Genomic DNA, 20,694 nt, shown 5'->3' on the forward strand with positions numbered 1-20,694 from the left:
TTTACCTTTCACATCATATTTATATCGTAAAAAGTTTTTTTTAACTCTATCTCTTTGCTTAACGCTTTTTTTATTTCATATAGTATTTTGTTAGATGTATCTCCATCTCCATATGGATTTTCAATCTTTGATATTTTATCTTTAAATTCTTTACTTAGTCCTCTTTTTATTGCTTTAATAATATCACTTTTAATAGGGTCACAATTGATTACCGTTTTAGCTTGCAATCTTCCCTTTTGTCTATCACCAATATTTATAGTAGGGATATTAAAGGAAGGAGCTTCTATAATTCCACTAGATGAATTCCCTATTACCATACTACAATACTTCATAGCACTTAAATATTTTAGTTGTCCCATAGAAACAAAACCAATATATTTCTCTGGGTTTTTAGATATAAATTCATCTATCTTTCTATTTATTTTTCTCCCCTCATTATCAGAATTAGCTTTTGTAATTATAAATTTCATATCATCAAATTCTTCTAAAGCACCTAATAACTCTGTAATCTGTATCTCTGCTAATCCCTGTTCTAGTGTAACTGGATGAAATGTAACAAGCGCAAATTTTTTATTCAAAACAAAATTTATACTTTTTTCTATCTCTTCCTGGGATAATAATTTTAATACTTTAATATTTTCTATTCCTATAGCTCCAACATTGAAAACTCTATGAGGCTCTTCCCCTAACTGCATTACCCTCTTTCTATAACTTTCAGTACTTGTAAAATGAAGATAACTCAATTTAGTTATGCAGTGCCTAAATACATCATCCTGTGCTCCCTCGGTTATCTCTCCTCCATGTATATGTGCTATAGGAACATTAGCTACCATAGCTGAAATACTTGCAGCCAATATTTCATATCTATCACCAAGTACAATTACCATGTCAGGCTTAGTTCTATTAATATACTCACTAAAGCTAATAATAGCTAATCCCATTGCTTTTGAAGTAGCTACATGTGAATCTGAACTTAGTAATATTTCTATTTTTTCATCAATAACTATGCCATCTTCTTCAATCAATTTATATGTAAGTCCAAATTCTGTTGACATGTGCATTCCTGTAACAACCAATTTTAAATCTATCTCTTTATCATCTATCATTTTCATTATTAACGGCTTCAGTAATCCATATTCAGCTCTTGTTCCAGTAATCACACATATTCTTTTTACCATTGAATTAGATCATCCTTTCTATAATCTTTTTTAGAAACCATACCAATTATAGCGTGCCACATCTTGGGGTTTATTCCACTTGCAGGTCTCTTAACAGTTAAATTTTTTTCTGTGAAAACTTCACCGCATTTTATATCTACACTAGCAACGATACTTTTCCTTACTATCTTCTTATTTTCTTTTTCTACAGTGGTGGGATACTTGATTCCATCTCCAAGAGCCTTTTCTATATTTCTAATAGACTTAATCATCATCCTAAGCTCATCTGGATTTAAACTAGCTAAATGATCAGGTCCTTCCATAGTTTTATCAAGTGTAAAATGTTTCTCTATTACCTTTGCTCCCATTGCTACAGCTGCAATTGAAACCTCTATTCCTTCTGTATGATCAGAGTATCCAACATCAACCTTAAATGCTTCTTTTATTGTCTCCATTGCTTTCAAATTTACATCATTCATATTAGTAGGATAATCTGTATTACAATGTAATACAATAATTTCATTATTACCATTATTTCTTAGAGTGCTTAAAGCAAATTCTATGTCTGATAAATCACTCATTCCTGTAGATAAGATAATCTTTTTACCTATTCTAGCTACCTTTTCAAGGTAAGGTACATTTTCTATTTCTCCAGATGGAATTTTAAATACTTCAATTCCCAAGTTATCTAAAAACTCTATACTTTCTATATCAAATGGTGATGATAAAAACATTATATGTCTCTTTTTACAATATTCTACCAACTCTCTATATTCAGCGTAATCCAATTCTAACTTTTTCAGCATTTCAAACTGCGAAGTCTCTTCGCTTAAATTTCTTACTTGATATTTAGCTTGTTTAGCATTCTTAGTCACTAAATTTTCCGCTTTAAAGGTTTGAAACTTAACTGCATCAGCTCCTGCTATTACTGCTTCATCTATTAACTTTTTTGCTACTTCAACACTTCCATTATGATTAACACCAGCTTCTGCAATAATAAATACCTTATTCATATTCTTTCCCCCTTGCTGGATTTCCATATACTTTAGATACTTTATCTATTGAATTAATTACTACGGATCCTGCTCCAATTACAGTACTTTTGACTACACTTATTCCCTCAATAATAGTAGCATTTGTTCCTACATGACAATACTTTTCTATGGTCACTCCTCCGCTCAGAGTTGCTCCTGGAGCAATATGTACAAAATCTCCAACTAGGCAGTCATGCTCAACTATAGCTCCTGTATTTATAATAGCTTGTTTCCCTATTATAGCTTCTGCATTTACTATAGCACCTTTTCCTACAAAAGTTCCTTCACCTATACCACATTCTTCCGATACAATAGCCGTTTTATCTATTATAGCTGGAAATTTAAATCCTATTTTACTTAGCATATCATATAAAGTAATTCTTAATTTAGGATTTCCAATACTTCCAACTGTAATAAATGCATATTCAACACCTTGATTATGCATATCTTGTAATATATAATCCGTTCCAAGTATCTTAACATTAAGTATCTCCCCTTTGTCAACAGGATCTGTAATACCTACTATTTCAAATTCATTTTTACTTCTTATGGAGTCAATGACACTTTTACAGTGCCCTCCTCCACCTACTAATACAATCTTTTTCATTAACCTTCCTCTAATCTTTTCATCATTTCTTGCATTTCATCTGGTTGTCCCATATCCATCCAAGCTCTCTCTGTTATTGGATAAACTCCAACTTTCATTCCTTTATCCATACATTCTTTTGCTATATCAGGTAAGTGAATAAATGTGTCTTCCTTTATTAATTGTAGTGCCTCAGGCTCTATTATGTACATTCCTGTATTAGTTAAAAATGAATACTCAGGTTTTTCTACCATACTCTGTATATTTCCTTCATTATTTAAATTAACTACACCATAAGGTATTACCATATTTTTAACTGCACATACCATAGTAATAAAGTTTTTATTTTCTTTATGATACTCATACATGGCTTCATAATCACTATCTATTAATATATCACAGTTAGATACAAAAAATGTGCTCTTTATTTTATCTTTAAGAAAATAAAGGCTCCCTCCAGTACCTAGCGGTTTATCTTCTTCTATATAGTATATATTATAATTCTTAACTACTTCTTCAAAATATGCTTTAATCATATTTTTCTTATAATTAACGGTTAAATAATATTCATTACATCCAAATTCCTTAAATCTATTAATTATTCTTTCTACTATAGGTATATCACCAATAGGTATAAGAGGCTTAGGTAAAATTTTAGTGTAAGGATATAACCTAGTGCCTAACCCTCCAGCCATAATTACCACTGGTATATCTAATGAAGGCTTCTTCTCAACACTAGACATATCCAAGTCGTTCCAAAATATTATTGATTTTACTTCCCCTTCAATACTAACTACAGGTATAGAACTAATTGAATATTTCTTCATAAGTCTTTTAGCTTTATATCTCTCTGTTTCTGTTATATATTTAGGCGAATAGTTAGCAATTTCTTTTACAGGTGCCGACAAATCCCCACTCTTTAAAATCCATCTTCTTATATCGCCATCTGTAAGTATAGCCTTTAACTTATTATCTTCTGTTATAAGTAAAACCTGCTTGGCAGTTTTATCTAAAATCTTAGCAGCTTGTCTTATACTTATCTCTTCATTTATTATTATATCCTGAATATTCATAGCTATATCTCCCCATACTTAATAATGCTTTAAATACTATTCAAAACATTAATAACATAATTAACTTCTTCTTCTGTTAAATTGCTACTACATGGAATATTTATCACATTTTCTAAATAATAATTAGCTCTATCTATTTTATAAGCTCTTGATTCTCTATACGGTTTTTGAGTATGAATTAAATTCCATATTGGTCTTACTTGTATATTTTTTTCTTTAAGATACGGAATAATTTCTTTAACTCTTAATGGATATATATCATTATTTATTAATAAAGAATAAAACCAATAATTGGGTTGTATATTATTATTAAAATCAAGCATTGTTAATCCTTTAGTATTTTTCAATCCATTATTATATAACTCATAATTTTTTTTCTTAATTTCTATAAATTTATCTAATTGTTCTAATTGCGCAACCCCTAGTGCTGCTTGTAAATTAGTCATTCGATAATTATATCCTATTTCATCATGTATATAGTAAAGTTCATCATCTTTAGCTTGCGTAGAGAGGTATTTTCCTTTTGTTAAAAGTTCCGGATGATTTGATACTATCATCCCACCTCCACCAGTGGTAATTATTTTATTTCCATTAAACGAGTACACTCCAAAATCACCTATAGTTCCCGCATACTTTCCAATATATTTTCCTGAAATGAATTTAGTTCCTAATGCTTCTGTTGCATCCTCTATAACTTTAAGGTTATATTTTTGTGCAATATCCATTATCCTCTCTATATTTACACTATTACCAAAAACATGAACTACAATTATGGCTTTTATATGCTTCCTATTAAGCTTATTTATTAATTTTCCACCAATAAATTCACACTCTTCTTCACAAAACATTTTTAGTTTATTAGCATCCATTGTTAATGAATCATCACAATCCATAAATATAGGTTCTGCTCCAATATATCTAACAGGATTTACTGCTGCAATAAATGTCAATGTAGGAACTATGACTTCATCTCCAGCATCTACTCCACTTAAAATTAACGATAAATGAATACCAGCAGTTCCACTTTGACAAGCAACGGCAGATTCAACATTAAGATATTTAGCTATGCTATCCTCAAATTCATTTATATATGCTCCACCAGTAGATACCCATTCTTTTTCTACTGCATCTACTACATACTTTAATTCATTTCCTTTTAAATTAGGTACTGAAAGCGGAATAAACTTCTTCACTTAGCCCATCTCCTTTAATTAAATATTATATATGTCAGCTTTATACTTAGCTAAGTTTTCTGGTTTTCTAAACCATTCTATAGTTTCTCTAATTCCTTCTTCAAAAGTATAACTAGGCAACCAATTTGTTAACTTCTTAATTTTTTCATTTGAACCTAATAATCTATTTACTTCACTTTTATCAGGTCTTAATCTTTGATCATCACATACGATTTTTGCATTTAGATTTATTTGTCTTATCATTTCCTCTGCTAATCTTCCTATGGATATTTCATCTTGAGTAGCTATGTTTATCTCTTCGCCTATGGTTCTATCTGATTTAGCAATTTCTATAAATCCTCTTGCTGTATCCTTAACAAAATTAAAGTCTCTTGTAGGTGTTAAAGAACCTAATTTTATTTCAGTTTCTCCAGATAATAATTGGGTAATTATTGTTGGAATAACAGCTCTAGCTGACTGTCTTGGGCCGTATGTATTAAATGGTCTAACAATAGAAATCGGCATATTAAAGCTTCTATAAAAAGATTCAGCTAACCTATCTGCACCTATCTTAGTTGCTGAATAAGGAGATTGACCCTGATATGGGTGCAATTCGTCTATAGGTACGTACTGGGCTGTTCCATAAACTTCTGACGTAGAAGTTACCAGTATCCTTTCAGTCTCCAAGTCTCTTGCAGCTTGTAGCACATTCAGAGTTCCTTTTATATTAGTATCAACATAAGAATCTGGTGAATGATAACTAAAAGGAATTGCAATTAAGGCTGCAAGATGAAATACTTCATCTACTCCTTTCATAGCTTCTCTAACTCCATTAGGATCTCTTATATCTCCTGTAAACACTTCAATTTCCTTTAACTTATCTTTAGACAATGTATCTAACCAGCCCCATGAATTAAATGAATTATAATATGTAAATGCCTTAACATCATAACCTTCTTCTAAAAGTGTTTCTGTAAGGTGACTTCCAATAAATCCATCTGCTCCTGTTATTAATACCTTTTTACTCATCTAATACACCTCATTAACTTAATTGTTCTATAACTTTATTTATTTCTGGTATAATCTCATATTCAAACATATCACTCATTAAGATTAAATCATTGTTTTTTAGGGCTTCTAATATCTCTTTAAGAATTTCATTGAATTTTTCTATATTAATACAATTACTATTTACTTTTATAGCTTCTGTCATGAATATTTGTATATATTCAAGTATACTTTCAAACACTTGAGTATTTATTTTACCCCCATTGTTTCTTGTTTCTTCATTATTTATACTAATAAGTTCTACTAAATTTTCTGCAAATTCCTTAATATTCACTGTAAGTTTCCCCTTTACATATAGATTTTCTTTCATTTTTTATATATTTTAATGCATATTCAGCTTCATTTAACAAGTTTGAATATAGTATTTTACTTTTTTCATATATTTTCTTAGCCTTACTTAACTCCGTATCTTCATTTCCAATTTTATAATCTGGATTATATAAAACGATATTAATAGTATCTGCAAATAAATATTCTATAAATCTAATTTCTTTAGGTATTTCTCTTATAAATTTATCTGTATCTTCTAAAATCTTTAATGAGCTCTTTAATATTTTATGTTTACTAGTAAAATTATCATAATACTTTTCATTATGTTTTATAGCTTCTATTAATTTTATCTCTAACTCTTTTAAATAATTTATAGCACAATCAATTATATCTATAACTTTATCATCGCTTATACATCCAATCATATTTTCATAATTAACAGATATATGATTCTTATCTATTACATTATCAAACATAACTTTATTATCCATAAATTTTTTAATCTGTGTTCCCTTGATATTTGCTCCGCCTTCTGTGGAATTAATAAATTCTATTTGAGAGTTTCCCTTAATAATTTCCTCAAATTCTTCTCTAAAAAAATTTAATGTCATACTTGTTCTTACCTTATTTCCATATATATCTTCCACGTACGGACTAAAGTTATCAGCTACCTTAGTGATATCTTCTTTATCCTTATACTTTTCTTGTACAAATTCAGCATTTTCTGCATGAACCTTATCATCTGTATATGCTAAATCCTGACCTAAAAATATTATAGGATTACATCCCATATACATAGCTAATTTTGTACAAGTATGTGCAACAGATGAATGAGTAAAATTATAATTAGGATTTTCCACTATATCATTTATCCAAGGTGCATAAGGATAGAACACTCTATTTCCTTTATGTAATTTCAGAACTTTATTAGGCAAAATCTCTGAATGTACTAATGTTACCTCTTCTTTATTAATAACTTCATCAACCAATTCATAAGATAATTCATGGGCATCTATTATAGATAGAAAATCCGCCTTTATTCCTTCTTCTATTAGAGTTCTCCATGTTCTTCCTCCAGTAAAAATCACAGCCTTATCTTCAAACTGTTTAAGTTGACTTATGTTCTTGGATAGTGATGGTCCTGCTGATACTATAACTGCTGGTTTATCACTATATGCATTTTTCATATTCACTATATTTTTACTTTTACTTAAATATTTAAGATCAGAAATGGTAGATTCAAACCAAATCTTAGAAAAAAATATATTGGTGTTTCTATTAATAACTCTTCTTCTTGTGACGCTTCTAATAAGCTCATAAATATTATGAACTTCTGCAGGATATGCATTTCTATAATTAGGGTATTCTTGAACTACAAAGGATTTTAAAGCAATGCTTCCAATATACATTTCTAAATACTTTAAAAATTCATCTGTCATAGAAATTATTGCTATGTTTTCATACTTATTTTCTTTTCCATAGATATATTTATTATAAACCTCAATATTAGGTTCGATTATAATCAGCTTATTATCTTCTTTAATTAAAGGCTCTATTTCTTCTATGTACTCTCCAGTTCCTAATCCAATGATTATACTATGTTTATCTCCATTACTTAAAATAAAATCCTTTATTGAATCTATGTCCCTTTGAACAGAATATTTACTTCCTAAATAAATACTTTTTCCCTCAGTAAATATTCTTAGTATTTTTTTATTATCTTTACTTATTTCTTCATATACTTCATATTCTATAGCTTTATCTATATTATTTTGTGTTAATCTATTAATAGCTATATAAATCACTCCTTTTTTATGTCACTTTTCTATATATCACTATTATCGTTGTTTCAAACAAAAACTTAAATACTCTACACAAAAAAGGCACCGATAAATCGGTACCTTTTAAAAATAATCCAGTTCTAAATTATCTTAATAATTGAAGAACTCCTTGTGGTTGTTGGTTAGCTTGAGCAAGCATAGCTTGTGCAGCTTGTTGTAAAATGTTATTTTTAGAGAAATTCATCATTTCTTTAGCCATATCAACATCTCTAACTCTTGATTCTGCAGCTGTTAAGTTTTCTGATGAAGTATTAACATTAGCAATTGTATGCTCTAATCTGTTTTGCATTGCTCCAAGTTTTGCTCTTTCTCCAGAAACAGTATCTATTGCAGTGTTTATAGTATCTATCATTGCTGTAATACTAGCTGCACTAGTAGCAGATGATATAACTATTTTTCCAGCACTTACTCCTAAAGCACTTACTGTCATAGTTGCAATCTTTAAAGTAACAGTTTGTTTTGAGTTAGCTCCAACTTGTAATAATACTGAAGCATTGTTATCAGCTCCTGATAAAGATCCATTGATAAGTTTTTTCTTGTTAAACTCTGTTTGGCTTGCTATTCTGTTGATTTCATTTTGTAATTCTGTAATTTCTTTACCAATTTGAGCTCTATCATCTTGGATATTTGTATCACTTGATGCTTGAACTGCTAATTCTCTCATTCTTTGAAGAATGTTGTGAGTTTCATTTAAAGCACCTTCTGCTGTTTGAATTAAAGAAATACCATCTTGAGAGTTTCTTGAAGCTTGCTCTAATCCTCTGATTTGTCCTCTCATTTTTTCAGAAATTGCTAATCCTGCAGCGTCATCTCCAGCTCTGTTTATTCTTAAACCTGAAGATAATTTCTCCATAGATTTACCTGCTGAAGTAGTGTTGATTCCCATGTTTCTGTGTGCGTTTAACGCATTCATGTTGTGATTAATTATCATAATTAATTCCTCCTTGATTTTAACGGACATCCTTGTCCTTTTATATTTATAACTTCTTTGATAGAAGTATATAACTAGATATGTTTCTCATGAGTTTATTCTAATTTTATCTTCTAATATATTTATCGGTAGGTTCAAGATGAACTTTATACCTTTTTTTATTTTTTTATCAATTTTTCTTTTTTAATTTTATATCTCTTTATTTATAAAATTAATACCATTAAATTTATTTTCATATGCAAAAGCAGCCCTTTTACTTTTTTTTAATTGAAAGATTTCATCCTTTATTTTACTTCTTTCTTCATTAAGAATATTAAAAGCTTCTTTTTCCACAGTTAACAAATTTATTTCTTCTACTACTTTCTTTAATTCTTCTTTTTTTATATTCATACTGTTCATTTCTTCTATTATTTCTGTTCTTTCTTCTAGAAATTTATCGGCTTCTTCATCATTTTTTATAGCTTCAATAAACTTCTCTGTAATTTCTTTATACCTTAAAAGCAATTCCTTTAATTCCATAATATACTACATTCCTAATTGAGATGTAAGATAACTTTGTTGTGCATTAAGCTTATTCATCATAGATTCTATGGTTGCCCATTTAGAATATAGCTGCTGTTCTCTTTTAGCAAAATCCTTCTCCATATCTTCCATCTTTCTATCATATTTTTTTATAGCTTTTGTTATCTCACTATTAACTGATGAAGCTGAACCTTCTATACCAACTTTTTTAATTAAACTTGATGATATACTTACAGTTTCATTATATAGTATGCCTTTTAACCTTTGAGCAACGCCTGTTGATTTATTCTTTTCTAGAGCAGATAAACTATCATCTGATGGTGGAGTTGAAATAAATAATTTCATTACATCTTCTAAATTATTTTCTAAAGCATTAGTAAGTTTATCTTCATCAATAACAAAAGTTCCATTTTTAGTTCCTTGATAGTCTGCAACTGGTTTAATACCAAACTTCTCTAAATTTCCATCTACTCCATCTACAAGACCTCTCATAGCACTCTTCATAGAATTTGCTATTCTTGATACATCAGAATCTTTATATAACTGTCCTTGCTTAACCTTTTCATTCCAAATTTTTATCTCATTCTCTGACATTTCTTTCTTTTGCTCATCTGTTAATGGCATATAGTTTTTATTTCTTTTTTCTATAGTTAAGGTGTTAAGTTTTTCCATAAGCTTATTATAATCGTTAATAAAATTAACAAGCTTATCTTTTACCCCAGCAGCATCATTTTTACCATTTACACTTATCCCTTCTGCTGGTATTTCTCCTGTAAATTTAAAAGTCATTCCATCTAAAGTTAACGTATTAGAAATACCAGTATGGGTAAACACTCCACCTTTATCATCTTTTACTACTATTTCAGCGTCTGTGCCTTGTGATGACATTGTTGTACCATCTAATATACCTACATCAACTTTACCATCTGCTCCAGCTTTGGTAGAAGTAAATATAATCTTACTTGTATCAACTTCATCTAACTTAGCAGTTACCTTTATGTTTTGTTCTTTTAATACCTTATTTAAATATTCTACTTCTTGTCCATCAACTGCTTTAGATAAGTCAATAACATTTCCATTAATAGATATAGTTTTCCCTTTTATATCAGCTGCATTTAAAGTATTAGTAGTATAAGTAGCATTTATTCCACTAGTAAAAGTTCCAGTATTACCACTTATTTTGATATTAGGATCTTCAACTTTACTTCCTAATACTGTGCTACTAAAAGTAATATTTCCACTGTCATCAATTTCCGCAGTTAATTTTTTATCTTTCAATTTACTCTGTAATAACTTCTCTATATCATCATTAACATTTTCAGGTGTAATATCAATAGTTACTATCTCACCATTTACATTTATTTCGCCATTAGCATCTTTTAAATCCTGAACTGTAAAACCAGTTACAGTTGCGGCTGTTGCATCTATTCCCTCTACTATAGTTCCTACTAATGAACTTGTCCCACCTATTGTAAATGTACTATCCTTACCTAAAACTGTAGATTCAAAGATAAATCCACTTTGATTTCCAGCTTCTGTTCCTGCAAAATCACTATATCTAACCGATACATTCATTCCTGCTGCTTTTAATTCTTTATTTAAGTTTTCAGCCCTTGCTTTTACTGTATCACCTTGTAGCGTAAATTCTTTTCCATTTATCACAAGGCTATTACCTGAATCTAGTCCCTCTGTCACTATTGCCTTAGCTGCTGTGGCTGTATTCCCTGTTACTGTGTAATTTCCCGGCTTTACATCACTACCACCAGTTACAGTTAACACATTCTCATTGGATGATTGAAATTTTACTGTTGACCAATTCTTGCTTAATAGTAAACTATCTGTTTTCGCAACATCAAAATACTTATCATAAAGTTCCTTAGACTCCTTAATTAAGTCTCTGTAAAGTTGTTGTTTTATCTCCATTATGTCTTTTTGTTGCTTCTGTTGTTGAATTTTAATTCTATAGGGCTGCATAGTTTCCTTGACTAATTGGTCCATATCCATTCCTGTGGCAAGTCCTGTTATTCTCATACTTAGTCCTCCTTATCTTTTTCCTTTTGAAACTTCATAAGCTTCCTGCCATGTGTTTCTTACTTCTTCTATAAGTGGCATAACTTCATCTATAATTTTTACATCCTTTTTAATGTTTGCCTGGAAAAGTCTTTCTTTTATAAACTCATATATCTTATACATATTCACTGCCCATTCACCGGCATTTTGATCTAAAGTAATCATAAGCTCTGTAAATATATCTTGAGTTTTCACAAGATTTTCATGACTACCTTTTACATCTTTATCTAATATAGCTTGTCTAGCCATTTTAGCAAATTTTACAGCTCCATCTAAAAGCATTAATAGCAATTGCTCCTTAGAAGCATAATTAACACTATTACTTTTGTACGCGTTATATGCATTAGCACCTGCATTATACATTTTATCTCCTCCAGTTTAGGCCTTTTTGTCTACAAGTATCCCCACCATTTCACACATTTTAGCAACCATATCTAGGATTTTTTTTGGTGGTACTTCGAGTAATACATCCTTGGTTTTATTATCTACTATTTTTATCATTATCTGATTAAATTTATCATGTACCTCATACTCTGCATGGATATCTTCGTCTTCCATAAATTTATTAAGTTTATCAACAGCCTTATGAATCTCTTCTAATTTATAATTTTGATTTTTATCTATAGCTTCCTGTGTCGTTGCATTATTTTGTGATATAGGTTGAACTTCTCTTGCTGGAGTTACACCTTCCATGGCTCTTCCAACATTAACTCTACTAACTTCCATATTAATTCCCCCAAATTATAATATTTTATAATAAATGTTTCGGTAAATTATATTAATTATCTTCCCTGATATATATACTTAACCTCTCAACCCCGCACTATGACAACAACTAGTTAACTATTTAACTAGTTATATAGCTATATAGTTTTATACTTATATAGCTAACTATTTATATAGTCATATAGTTAAAAGTGTGAATATTTAACTATTTGGGGGTTATGTATAAAATTATTTTTTTATTTTAGGTAATAGCTCCATGTTTATTTTAGAAGCATTGATGTTTTCTTCTCCTACTTCTTTATAAAGCTCACTTCTTAATATTTTAACTTCCTTAGGTGCATTGATAGATACCTTAACAGAGTTATCGTCAATTTTAACTATAGTTATCTCTACATTGTCTCCAATTTTAATTCCTTCACCTGGTTTTCTTGTTACCACTAGCATACTATCACTCCTTTATTAAGGGATGTTTAATGCTATAGTTTTCCCTATCTAGAATCATTTGATACCCTAAGTTATTTTTTGAATTTATTATAATAGGAGCCTTTAAATTAGTAGTTATCTTCTTAACATCACTATTAAGAGTAACCGTATTTAAAATCAAAACATCTTCAGGAGCTTCTATCTTAAGAGAATTTATAACAGCCTCTGTTAACTTAACTTCATAATCCACTTTGAAATCAAAGGGAACTATAGTAACAAAGCCAATATTCACATCCTCTGTAGACTTAAGGGTCTTAAAAGGCTCTGACCCTTCTATCTCCTCAAGAACAAAAGTTTTTAAACTCTCAAACCCCGGCAACCCATTATTAAAGGTAATAATATTCTTTTCTTTTTCCTCTACGGCCATAATGACACCTCTTATCTCTATTAATTACTGCTTATCTACTATCAACTTTTATGTGACTTTCTTATATTTGAAAATTCTTTGTAGTGACAAGGATAAGTGGTGCAGAAGCAATAAAATTTGTGATTCTCGAAACTCTTAGTTGTAGCGTTGTGAAATTACCGTAACTCTTGCCACTGACGGCAAGAGCCGAGCTCTGAGCCAGGATGGCCAATAGTGAGGATAGGTAATTTCACAAAAACGTAGACTTAGAGTTTCTTAATTAAAAATATGCTTCAAACACTTATCATGTCACGGAAAAGAATTTTCATAGCCTACAAGTCTCTATAAAAAGTCTAGAATTGATGGCTGAAGGACTTTGGAGCTAGTTTGTAGGGATGCTACGTAGATGGTTCTTGCTACAGCCATCTCCATACTCTTTTCCATGAAATCTATATCTTCATTACCAGATAGTATTTCTGTAAGGTTTTCATTTTGTGCTGTATTCAGCTCCTTAGCACTTTCCATCCTATTTTGCACAGTACCAACCTTAGCACTTATACTAATCATATTTTCTATTACCTTATCCATCTGATCCAAGTTTTCTCCTACAACCTTAGACTTACCATTTACATCACTCAAGTTATGTAGAAGGTCATCAAAGAATTGTGTAACTTCAATATCATTACCTGCTTTGTCCTTAAACTTTAAAACTTCTACAGCATTTACATTGTAATCCACTTTAACACCAGAAGATATCTCTACTTTTAGAGATTTATTTATAATATTTTCATCTCCTGATATACTTATGGAATTTTCACCTGTTACCCCATCTAAATTTACTTCTACTGGTTTTAAAGCTCCATCTTTACCACCAAAGATATACTTTCCATCAAAGCTAGTATTTAAGATCTGTCCAAATTCTGCTACTCTCTCATTTATCTCTTCTTTAATAGCAGTAAGTTCTGATGAACCATAGGCAGCATTTCCAGAAGATACCATAAGTTCCCTTATTCTTTGAAGACACTTAGTACCATTGCTTAGAGCTGTGTCTGTGGTATCCATCCAGTTTATAGTATCCTTTATATTAGTGTTATATTGTTTATTAGCATTTATTTCTGAATACATCTGCATGGATCTTGCTACTTTAAAAGGGTCATCTGAAGGTTTTGAAAATACCTTACCAGTATTTAATTGCTTTTGTATTTTGTTTAAGCTATTTAAGTTAGTATTCATATCACCTAAAAAGCCACTAACCATTACACCATGAGTTATTCTCATTTTATCACCTCAACTTCTTATCTTTTTATCTAACTAGACCAATTACTACATCAAGGAGTTGGTCTACCGTTGTTATTACCTTTGCATTAGCTTGGAAGGCATGTTGGAATTGTACAAGATTTATAGCTTCCTCATCTAAGGATACTCCTGAAGTTGAAAGTCTTCTTTCAACAAGTCCCTTTAACAAAGTGTTTTGGTTTTTAACAATTCTAGTAGCTTCCTCAGACTGAACTCCTAACTTATTTATAGTATTTTTAAAGAATCCCTCTACCTTGACTCCTCCATCTATAGTATTAAACTTTGGTACCTCTCCTCCAGCAGTAGTACCTAGATGTTCCTCTACAAAAGCTTTATAGTCATATACTGAGCCATCCTTCTTTTTACCACTTTGAATACTATCTATATTAAGTCCAAAGTCTCTTAGGCTTGCTAATGCTCCTGCTCTATCTCCATCAGTAGAACCTGAACCCTTACTTGCTCCAGCCTGAATTAGCATAACATTTTTTAGGATATCTGAATTCATTGTTATATTTCCTGCTGTAATACCATCGTAATCAAGAGGGTCATTTCCTGAATTAACAAAGAAGGCATACTGTTCACCTGCTGGAACTCCTTCTGTATGAATAGCATTTACTGCAAATGCTAAAGTCTTTGCCAAGGTATTAACTTGTTCGATGTAACTTTCAGCATCTTCGTGAATTGATTGAAGTCCACCTAGTCTTCCTGAGGATGGATTAAATATTTGATCATTATTTAATGCTCCACCTGTAAGATTCACACTTCCATCTTCTTCAGTAACAAGTACTCTTCCATTATTTAAATTTTCATATTGCTCATCAGAAATGGTAACTCCTGTTAATGTAACCTTATTTTTATCTGAAGTCATATCTCCATTTTTATAGTATTCTATATCATAACTTCCATCTGGATTTTTTGTTAGTTTATTTACAAATCCTAATTTATTAATATCTTGAGAATCTTTATTTCTTATTAGATTCATAGAGTCATTATCTTCTGGTTTACAAGTAATTCCATTAAGTATTTGATTTCTAGTATCGATACCAAACTTTGTACTTAGCTCATCTAAAAGTAAATCTCTGCTATCTAATAAGTCATTCGGATTGTTCCCTGCAATGGTAACAGTTATTATTTCTTTATTTATAGAATTTAATTGATCAAGAATAGTGTTTACTTCAAAAAGGTTGTTTTGTATTTCTTTAGCTGCATTATCCTTAGTATCATTTAACTTCTTATAAGTATGATTTAATTCATCTGCTAAAGCTTTTGCCTTTTGAGCTACTACTGTTCTAGCATCAGACTTTTCTGGATTTTTAGAAAGAGTTTGCCAAGCATCGAAAAACTCCGACATAAGTTCTGACATTCCTGTATCAGAAGGTTCATTAAAAATACCTTCAATTTCTGATAAGTAATCTTGTCTAACACCATAATTTCCAAGAAGAGAGCTTTCTTTTCTTATTTGAAAATCAAGAAACTGATTTCTTGTTCTTTCAATGGAACTTACTGTTACTCCTGTACCAATCTGTCCTACGCCCCCTGCTATGGTTTGAGGTCTTGCTGTTTGAAGTACAATATGTTGTCTTGAAAAACCTGGCGTATTAGCATTTGAAATATTATGGCTAGTTACATTGATATATTGCTGTTGAGCAAACATACCGCCCTTTGATGTATTTAATGTTGCAAATAATCCTGACATAACCTTCTCCTTATCTCTTTATTTTTCCATATCCATTATAAACTACCGGCTCTTTTTTAGGACTTATCATAGCTAACATAGAATTTGTATAGCTAAGACTTTGTTTTATTAGTAGTTCATTAGTTTCCTTTTGAATTACTAAAGCGTTAATAGCTTTAACCATCTCATCATATATACGAGTAATTTCCTTTTCATCTACTTCTTCTACTATTTTTTTAATAGATTCTTTACCTGTTAAGCTTCTTCTCAAACCTTCAGCTCTTGCTAAGTTTCTACTACAATCATCAATATCTTTAGTTATAGCTTCTAATTTAAACACATCTTGAAGAACCAATAGTTCATGTTGAGCTTCTAAAATATCTATAAGAGCCTTTATTGCCTTTAGCTCTTCTTCTAATATTCCTTTAAGCTGGTTTTTCATCTATTGTCCACCTTTCCCATATGCCATCATAGCCTTAGCCAAAACCTGTGAATCCACAGTATAGGTTCCTTTAGAAACTCTACTTTTTATCTTTTCTACTTCTTTATCACTGATACCAACACTTTCTTCTTCTAATGCTAATTTATTCAAGCTCTTTCCTAAAGTTGAAAGCTGACAAGTATCCTTAACCATATCCTTGTTTGATTTAGAATTTTCTGCTTTAGCATTTTCTTTAGTCTTATAGCTATTTACATATAGAGCGTGAATATTTCCATTATTAATTTTCATGTTTTCACTCCCAACTACTTCTCTCTACCTTTATACTCGAACCTATTTAATTAAAGTTTATAGGGTTTTTTAGTAAATTTTTTACAAACTTGTTATTGCCTCATTAATAGAAAAAAAGTCTTTACTTAGAAAGACTTTTTACTCTATCCTCTCCACTAGCAATTTCAGTAATTTTAACGCCAAAGTTTTCATCTACTACAACTACTTCACCATGGGCAATTCTTTTACCGTTGATAAAAATGTCTACTGGTTCCTCTGCTAGTTTGTTTAATTCAATTAAAGAACCTCTAGTAAGAGCTAGAATATCTCTTATATTCTTCTTTGTTCTACCAAGCTCTACTGATAATTCTAATGGAACATCTAATATTAAGTCTATATTTTTAGGCATTTCTGCACCTCTAATTTCTTCTAGTTGTCCAAAGGATGCTTGCTTCACGTTAACAGGTTCTTCATGATTTTCTACAATTCCTTGACCTTGAACACTGTAATTATTTTCATTTCTATTAGTGTCTTTTGAAGCTATTTCATTAGCTACAACTTCATTATTCATAGAAATTTCTTTAGGCTCAGCTACAACTTTCACTTCAGTTGATGCCTTTGTAGATTCTGATACTGGTGCACCTTCCTCAGTTCCCATCATAATACTTACAATTTTCTTTGCTGTAGCAATTGGTAATATTTGAACAATATTACTATCTACTAGATCACCTATAGTCATTCTAAAAGAAACATTCACTATTTCTTCGTCTGCAGATATATCTGTAGATATTTCCTCTGAATTTTCATCACAAACAGAAGATATAGGAGGTGATATATTTACCTCTCTACTGAACATAGTTGCCATGGAAGTTGCTGCTGAACCTATCATTTGGTTCATAGCCTCCTGAACAGCACTTATTTCTAATTCAGAAAGTTCATTTGGCGGCTCTACAACACCATCTCCACCCATCATTAAGTTTGCTATAACAGCTGAATCTTCAATATTTATTATAAATAGATTTCCCCCAACTATTCCACTGACAAATTGAACATCTAATACTATATTAGGTGTTTTAAAGCTTTTTTTCAGCTTATCTAATGTACTAAGAGTTATAGTTGGAGTTGTAATATTTACAGGTTTACCAACTACAGCTGAAAGCGCTGTGGCTGCTGTGCCCATAGATATATTTCCTACTTCACCTAATAAATCCTTTTCTAAATCTGATAATTCCTCAGCTGGTTCATTAACTGGTTCAGTTTCCGAAGAACCACCATCTCCATTTAGAAGTGCATCTATTTCCTCTTGTGAAAGAAACGAATTATCCATCATTCTCAACTCCCTTGTCAATATATTCAATTATTTGAACTGCCTTATTCTTACCCTTTAATCCTGGTTTAGCTTTAAATAGAAGTTCATCTTCAACATAAATATCAACTGTACTATCATAACTTCTATCTAGGGTAACAATGTCTCCTGTAAATAAATTCAAGAAGTCATTTACGGAAATCTTCGTTTCTCCAAGGACAGCCTTCATTGCTACATCTACATTTTTTATAGTTTTGTTTATATTTGCTTTTACCTCTTCACCTTGTTCATTATCTATGGTGCTGAACCAATTTTTTATAACCAAGTTGTCTAAAACTTTTTCTATGCTTAAATACGGAATACATATATTTATAAGTAAACTTGTATCAAACATATCTACACTAAAAGTTACTAATGCTACAGGCTCATTAGGAGCTAGAATTTGATTCAATGCTGGATTAGTTTCTATACTATCTAGAATTGGTTCTACTTCCATTACATCTTCCCAAGCTAACTTTAACTTAGAAATCATCTCCTGATTAACATGCTTAATAATGTTTTTTTCTATATCTGTGAGTTCCTTAAATTTAGGCTTTTTGTCTCCACTTCCTCCAGCTAGAACATCAAATATTCTAAGGACAAATTCCTCGTTAGTCTCTAATATTATTTGACCATCAAGGGGAGGCATTCTAAACAAATTAAGCACAGTGGTGCTTGGAATAGAATGTATAAATTCTTCATAGGTTATTTGTTCTACACTTTCTATCTTCACCTTAACATTACTTCTAAGCTGAGCTGTTAAGTAGTTAGATACTATCCTTGCATAATTATCGTGGATAACTTCTACTGCTCTAATAACATCCTTAGAAAACTTTTGTGGTCTTTTAAAATCATAATTTTTAATTTTAACGTTTTCTTCATCTTTTTCAATGTCACTTGGTTCTAAGTCACCAGAAGACAAGGCAGATAAAAGTGCATCTATTTCACTTTGCGATAAGGTTTCTGCCATATTCTACCTCTTTCTACCCAGTGGGTCTATTGTAGTAGTTTATCAATATCAATCATAGTTAATATTCTATTTTCAAGATTTATAAGTCCTTTTATAAAAGGCTTATTTTTATCTTCATGAACTCTTTTAATCATATCTTCTTCCACATTCATGACTTCTTCTACATGGTCTACAGTTATTCCAACCTGCTCACCATCTAAATCTATTACTATAATGTTATTATTGTTTTCATCACTTACATTCATACCTAAAAGAAGATTAATATCTAATACGGAAAGTATACTTCCCCTTAGATTTATAAGTCCTTTAATATATTTTTCCGCTTTGGGAACCTTTGTGATTTTCATTAGTCCGTTTATTCCTTGAACTTTGCTTGTCTCTACTGCGAATTCTTCGTCACCTATTGTAAAAACCACAACTTGCACTAAAATCCCTCCCATATTATCCTAATACTTTTTTTATAGCTTCAAGTACCCTGTCTGCTTGGAATGGTTTAACTATAAAATCCTTTGCTCCAGCCTTTATAGCATCCATAACCATGCTTTGTTGTCCCATTGCACTACACATAACTATCTTTGCACTTGGGTCAAATGCTTTTATTTGTTTAACTGCTTCTATTCCATCCATCTCAGGCATTGTAATATCCATGGTCACTATATCTGGTTTTTCTGCTTTATAGATCTCCACTGCCTTAATTCCGTTATTAGCTTCTCCAATAACTTCATATCCATTCTTCTCTAAAATATCCTTAACCATCATTCTCATAAAAGTCGCATCGTCTACTATTAATACTCTTGCCATTTTCTACATAACCTCCGTTAATTTAATCCTAATGATTCTAATATTCTTTCCAAAGACCCTGGCGCTGGGATAAAATAAAAATCACCTTTTAAGTCTTCATTCTCCTGAGAAAATCCTGTTTCTATATCTAATACATAGTCATTAAATTGACCAGATTCAATGAAAGTTGTGGAAAGCACTGCTGTAAGCATGTCCTTTGCTACTGCCGGTACCGACGGGAATAGCCTTAAATTAGTCATTTGACTTATGGCATTCATATAGGTTGCAAATATTATGTTACCTATTTCTCCAAGGGCTGAATAACCTAGTTCATTTAACTCTTCTCCCTCTTGCTTTCCAACTAACATTTCTGCAATCTTCATCATTGTAGCTGTATCAAACATAAATAATATATTTCCTGGGGCTTCACCAAGAACTCTTGCAATTACCGCATAAACTACAGTTTCTTCATCTACCCTTTCAAAAATATCCTCTAAGGAAATAACATTTACCCGGGGAACTGATATTTGAATCTCTTTCCCCAAGATTTGCGCCATGGCTGTAGCTGCATTTCCAAGACCTATATTGCCTATCTCTCTCAATGCATCTATTTGTAACTCGGTAAACTCCATAGCTCTCC

24 protein-coding genes are annotated in these 20,694 nt (G+C 30.9%); all 24 read right to left on the reverse strand.

Annotated elements, in window-relative coordinates; all coding sequences use genetic code 11:
* Positions 1-8: 8 nt before the first annotated feature.
* The 24 genes from neuC to B2S02_RS04060 all read right to left on the reverse strand — a co-directional run bounded on the left by neuC (position 9) and on the right by B2S02_RS04060 (position 20,686).
* On the reverse strand, positions 9-1,178 hold the full coding sequence (gene neuC / locus B2S02_RS03945) for a UDP-N-acetylglucosamine 2-epimerase (protein WP_346877365.1): 1,170 nt from the start codon (positions 1,176-1,178) through the stop codon (positions 9-11).
* Positions 1,172-2,170 carry an N-acetylneuraminate synthase gene (gene neuB / locus B2S02_RS03950; protein WP_346878716.1) on the reverse strand — a complete coding sequence of 333 codons (999 nt, stop codon included), beginning with the start codon at positions 2,168-2,170 and terminating at the stop codon, positions 1,172-1,174. The genes neuC and neuB overlap by 7 nt, the downstream gene beginning before the upstream one ends.
* Positions 2,163-2,798 carry an acetyltransferase gene (locus B2S02_RS03955; RefSeq protein ID WP_346877363.1) on the reverse strand — a complete coding sequence of 212 codons (636 nt, stop codon included), beginning with the start codon at positions 2,796-2,798 and terminating at the stop codon, positions 2,163-2,165. Before B2S02_RS03955 ends, neuB begins: the two co-directional genes overlap by 8 nt.
* Positions 2,798-3,850: a nucleotidyltransferase family protein gene (locus tag B2S02_RS03960; protein WP_346877362.1), complete on the reverse strand. Its 1,053-nt coding sequence runs from the start codon at positions 3,848-3,850 to the stop codon at positions 2,798-2,800. The genes B2S02_RS03955 and B2S02_RS03960 overlap by 1 nt, the downstream gene beginning before the upstream one ends.
* A 29-nt stretch (positions 3,851-3,879) precedes the next feature.
* Positions 3,880-5,043, reverse strand: a complete 1,164-nt coding sequence (locus tag B2S02_RS03965; RefSeq protein WP_346920323.1) for a LegC family aminotransferase — start codon at positions 5,041-5,043, stop codon at positions 3,880-3,882.
* Positions 5,044-5,061: 18 nt separating this feature from the next.
* Complete coding sequence (locus B2S02_RS03970; RefSeq protein ID WP_346920324.1) at positions 5,062-6,051, reverse strand: NAD-dependent 4,6-dehydratase LegB; 990 nt, start codon at positions 6,049-6,051, stop codon at positions 5,062-5,064.
* A 13-nt stretch (positions 6,052-6,064) separates the two neighbouring features.
* Positions 6,065-6,364, reverse strand: a complete 300-nt coding sequence (locus tag B2S02_RS03975) for a hypothetical protein (protein ID WP_346877359.1) — start codon at positions 6,362-6,364, stop codon at positions 6,065-6,067.
* Complete coding sequence (locus B2S02_RS03980) at positions 6,354-8,165, reverse strand: motility associated factor glycosyltransferase family protein (RefSeq protein WP_346920325.1); 1,812 nt, start codon at positions 8,163-8,165, stop codon at positions 6,354-6,356. Before B2S02_RS03980 ends, B2S02_RS03975 begins: the two co-directional genes overlap by 11 nt.
* Positions 8,166-8,286: 121 nt before the next feature.
* Positions 8,287-9,132, reverse strand: coding sequence for a flagellin Hag (gene hag / locus B2S02_RS03985; RefSeq protein WP_346877357.1), 846 nt, complete (start codon positions 9,130-9,132; stop codon positions 8,287-8,289).
* Positions 9,133-9,321: 189 nt separating this feature from the next.
* Positions 9,322-9,651 (reverse strand): hypothetical protein, encoded by a 330-nt coding sequence (locus B2S02_RS03990; protein ID WP_346877356.1) that lies wholly within the window; start codon positions 9,649-9,651, stop codon positions 9,322-9,324.
* 6 nt (positions 9,652-9,657) lie between these two features.
* Complete coding sequence (fliD, locus tag B2S02_RS03995) at positions 9,658-11,685, reverse strand: flagellar filament capping protein FliD (protein ID WP_346920326.1); 2,028 nt, start codon at positions 11,683-11,685, stop codon at positions 9,658-9,660.
* A 12-nt stretch (positions 11,686-11,697) separates the two neighbouring features.
* Positions 11,698-12,087 (reverse strand): flagellar export chaperone FliS, encoded by a 390-nt coding sequence (gene fliS, locus B2S02_RS04000; protein ID WP_346877354.1) that lies wholly within the window; start codon positions 12,085-12,087, stop codon positions 11,698-11,700.
* A 15-nt stretch (positions 12,088-12,102) separates the two neighbouring features.
* Positions 12,103-12,450, reverse strand: coding sequence for a flagellar protein FlaG (locus tag B2S02_RS04005; RefSeq protein ID WP_346847867.1), 348 nt, complete (start codon positions 12,448-12,450; stop codon positions 12,103-12,105).
* 228 nt (positions 12,451-12,678) lie between these two features.
* On the reverse strand, positions 12,679-12,894 hold the full coding sequence (gene csrA, locus B2S02_RS04010; RefSeq protein ID WP_346847866.1) for a carbon storage regulator CsrA: 216 nt from the start codon (positions 12,892-12,894) through the stop codon (positions 12,679-12,681).
* Positions 12,895-12,898: 4 nt separating this feature from the next.
* Positions 12,899-13,300 carry a flagellar assembly protein FliW gene (fliW, locus tag B2S02_RS04015; protein ID WP_346877353.1) on the reverse strand — a complete coding sequence of 134 codons (402 nt, stop codon included), beginning with the start codon at positions 13,298-13,300 and terminating at the stop codon, positions 12,899-12,901.
* 321 nt (positions 13,301-13,621) lie between these two features.
* Positions 13,622-14,557, reverse strand: coding sequence for a flagellar hook-associated protein FlgL (flgL, locus tag B2S02_RS04020; RefSeq protein ID WP_346877352.1), 936 nt, complete (start codon positions 14,555-14,557; stop codon positions 13,622-13,624).
* A 25-nt stretch (positions 14,558-14,582) separates the two neighbouring features.
* A complete protein-coding gene (flgK, locus tag B2S02_RS04025; protein WP_346878714.1) occupies positions 14,583-16,271 on the reverse strand; it encodes a flagellar hook-associated protein FlgK in 1,689 nt (562 codons plus the stop codon).
* 10 nt (positions 16,272-16,281) lie between these two features.
* Positions 16,282-16,692, reverse strand: a complete 411-nt coding sequence (locus B2S02_RS04030; RefSeq protein ID WP_346847862.1) for a flagellar protein FlgN — start codon at positions 16,690-16,692, stop codon at positions 16,282-16,284.
* On the reverse strand, positions 16,693-16,980 hold the full coding sequence (flgM, locus tag B2S02_RS04035) for a flagellar biosynthesis anti-sigma factor FlgM (RefSeq protein WP_346847861.1): 288 nt from the start codon (positions 16,978-16,980) through the stop codon (positions 16,693-16,695).
* A gap of 121 nt (positions 16,981-17,101) precedes the next feature.
* Positions 17,102-18,286, reverse strand: coding sequence for a flagellar motor switch phosphatase FliY (fliY, locus tag B2S02_RS04040; protein ID WP_346847860.1), 1,185 nt, complete (start codon positions 18,284-18,286; stop codon positions 17,102-17,104).
* Entirely contained in the window at positions 18,279-19,274 is a 996-nt protein-coding gene (gene fliM / locus B2S02_RS04045) for a flagellar motor switch protein FliM (protein ID WP_346877349.1), read from the reverse strand. Before fliM ends, fliY begins: the two co-directional genes overlap by 8 nt.
* A 26-nt stretch (positions 19,275-19,300) precedes the next feature.
* Positions 19,301-19,699, reverse strand: coding sequence for a chemotaxis protein CheW (locus tag B2S02_RS04050; protein WP_346847858.1), 399 nt, complete (start codon positions 19,697-19,699; stop codon positions 19,301-19,303).
* Between the two features lie 16 nt (positions 19,700-19,715).
* Positions 19,716-20,075, reverse strand: coding sequence for a response regulator (locus B2S02_RS04055; protein WP_346847857.1), 360 nt, complete (start codon positions 20,073-20,075; stop codon positions 19,716-19,718).
* Positions 20,076-20,092: 17 nt separating this feature from the next.
* Entirely contained in the window at positions 20,093-20,686 is a 594-nt protein-coding gene (locus tag B2S02_RS04060) for a chemotaxis protein CheC (protein WP_346847856.1), read from the reverse strand.
* Positions 20,687-20,694 lie beyond the last annotated feature (8 nt).

Origin of the sequence: Clostridium sp. UBA7339, from assembly GCF_002470865.1 — a bacterium.
GTDB classification, from domain to species: Bacteria; Bacillota; Clostridia; order Clostridiales; family Clostridiaceae; genus Clostridium_J; species Clostridium_J sulfidigenes.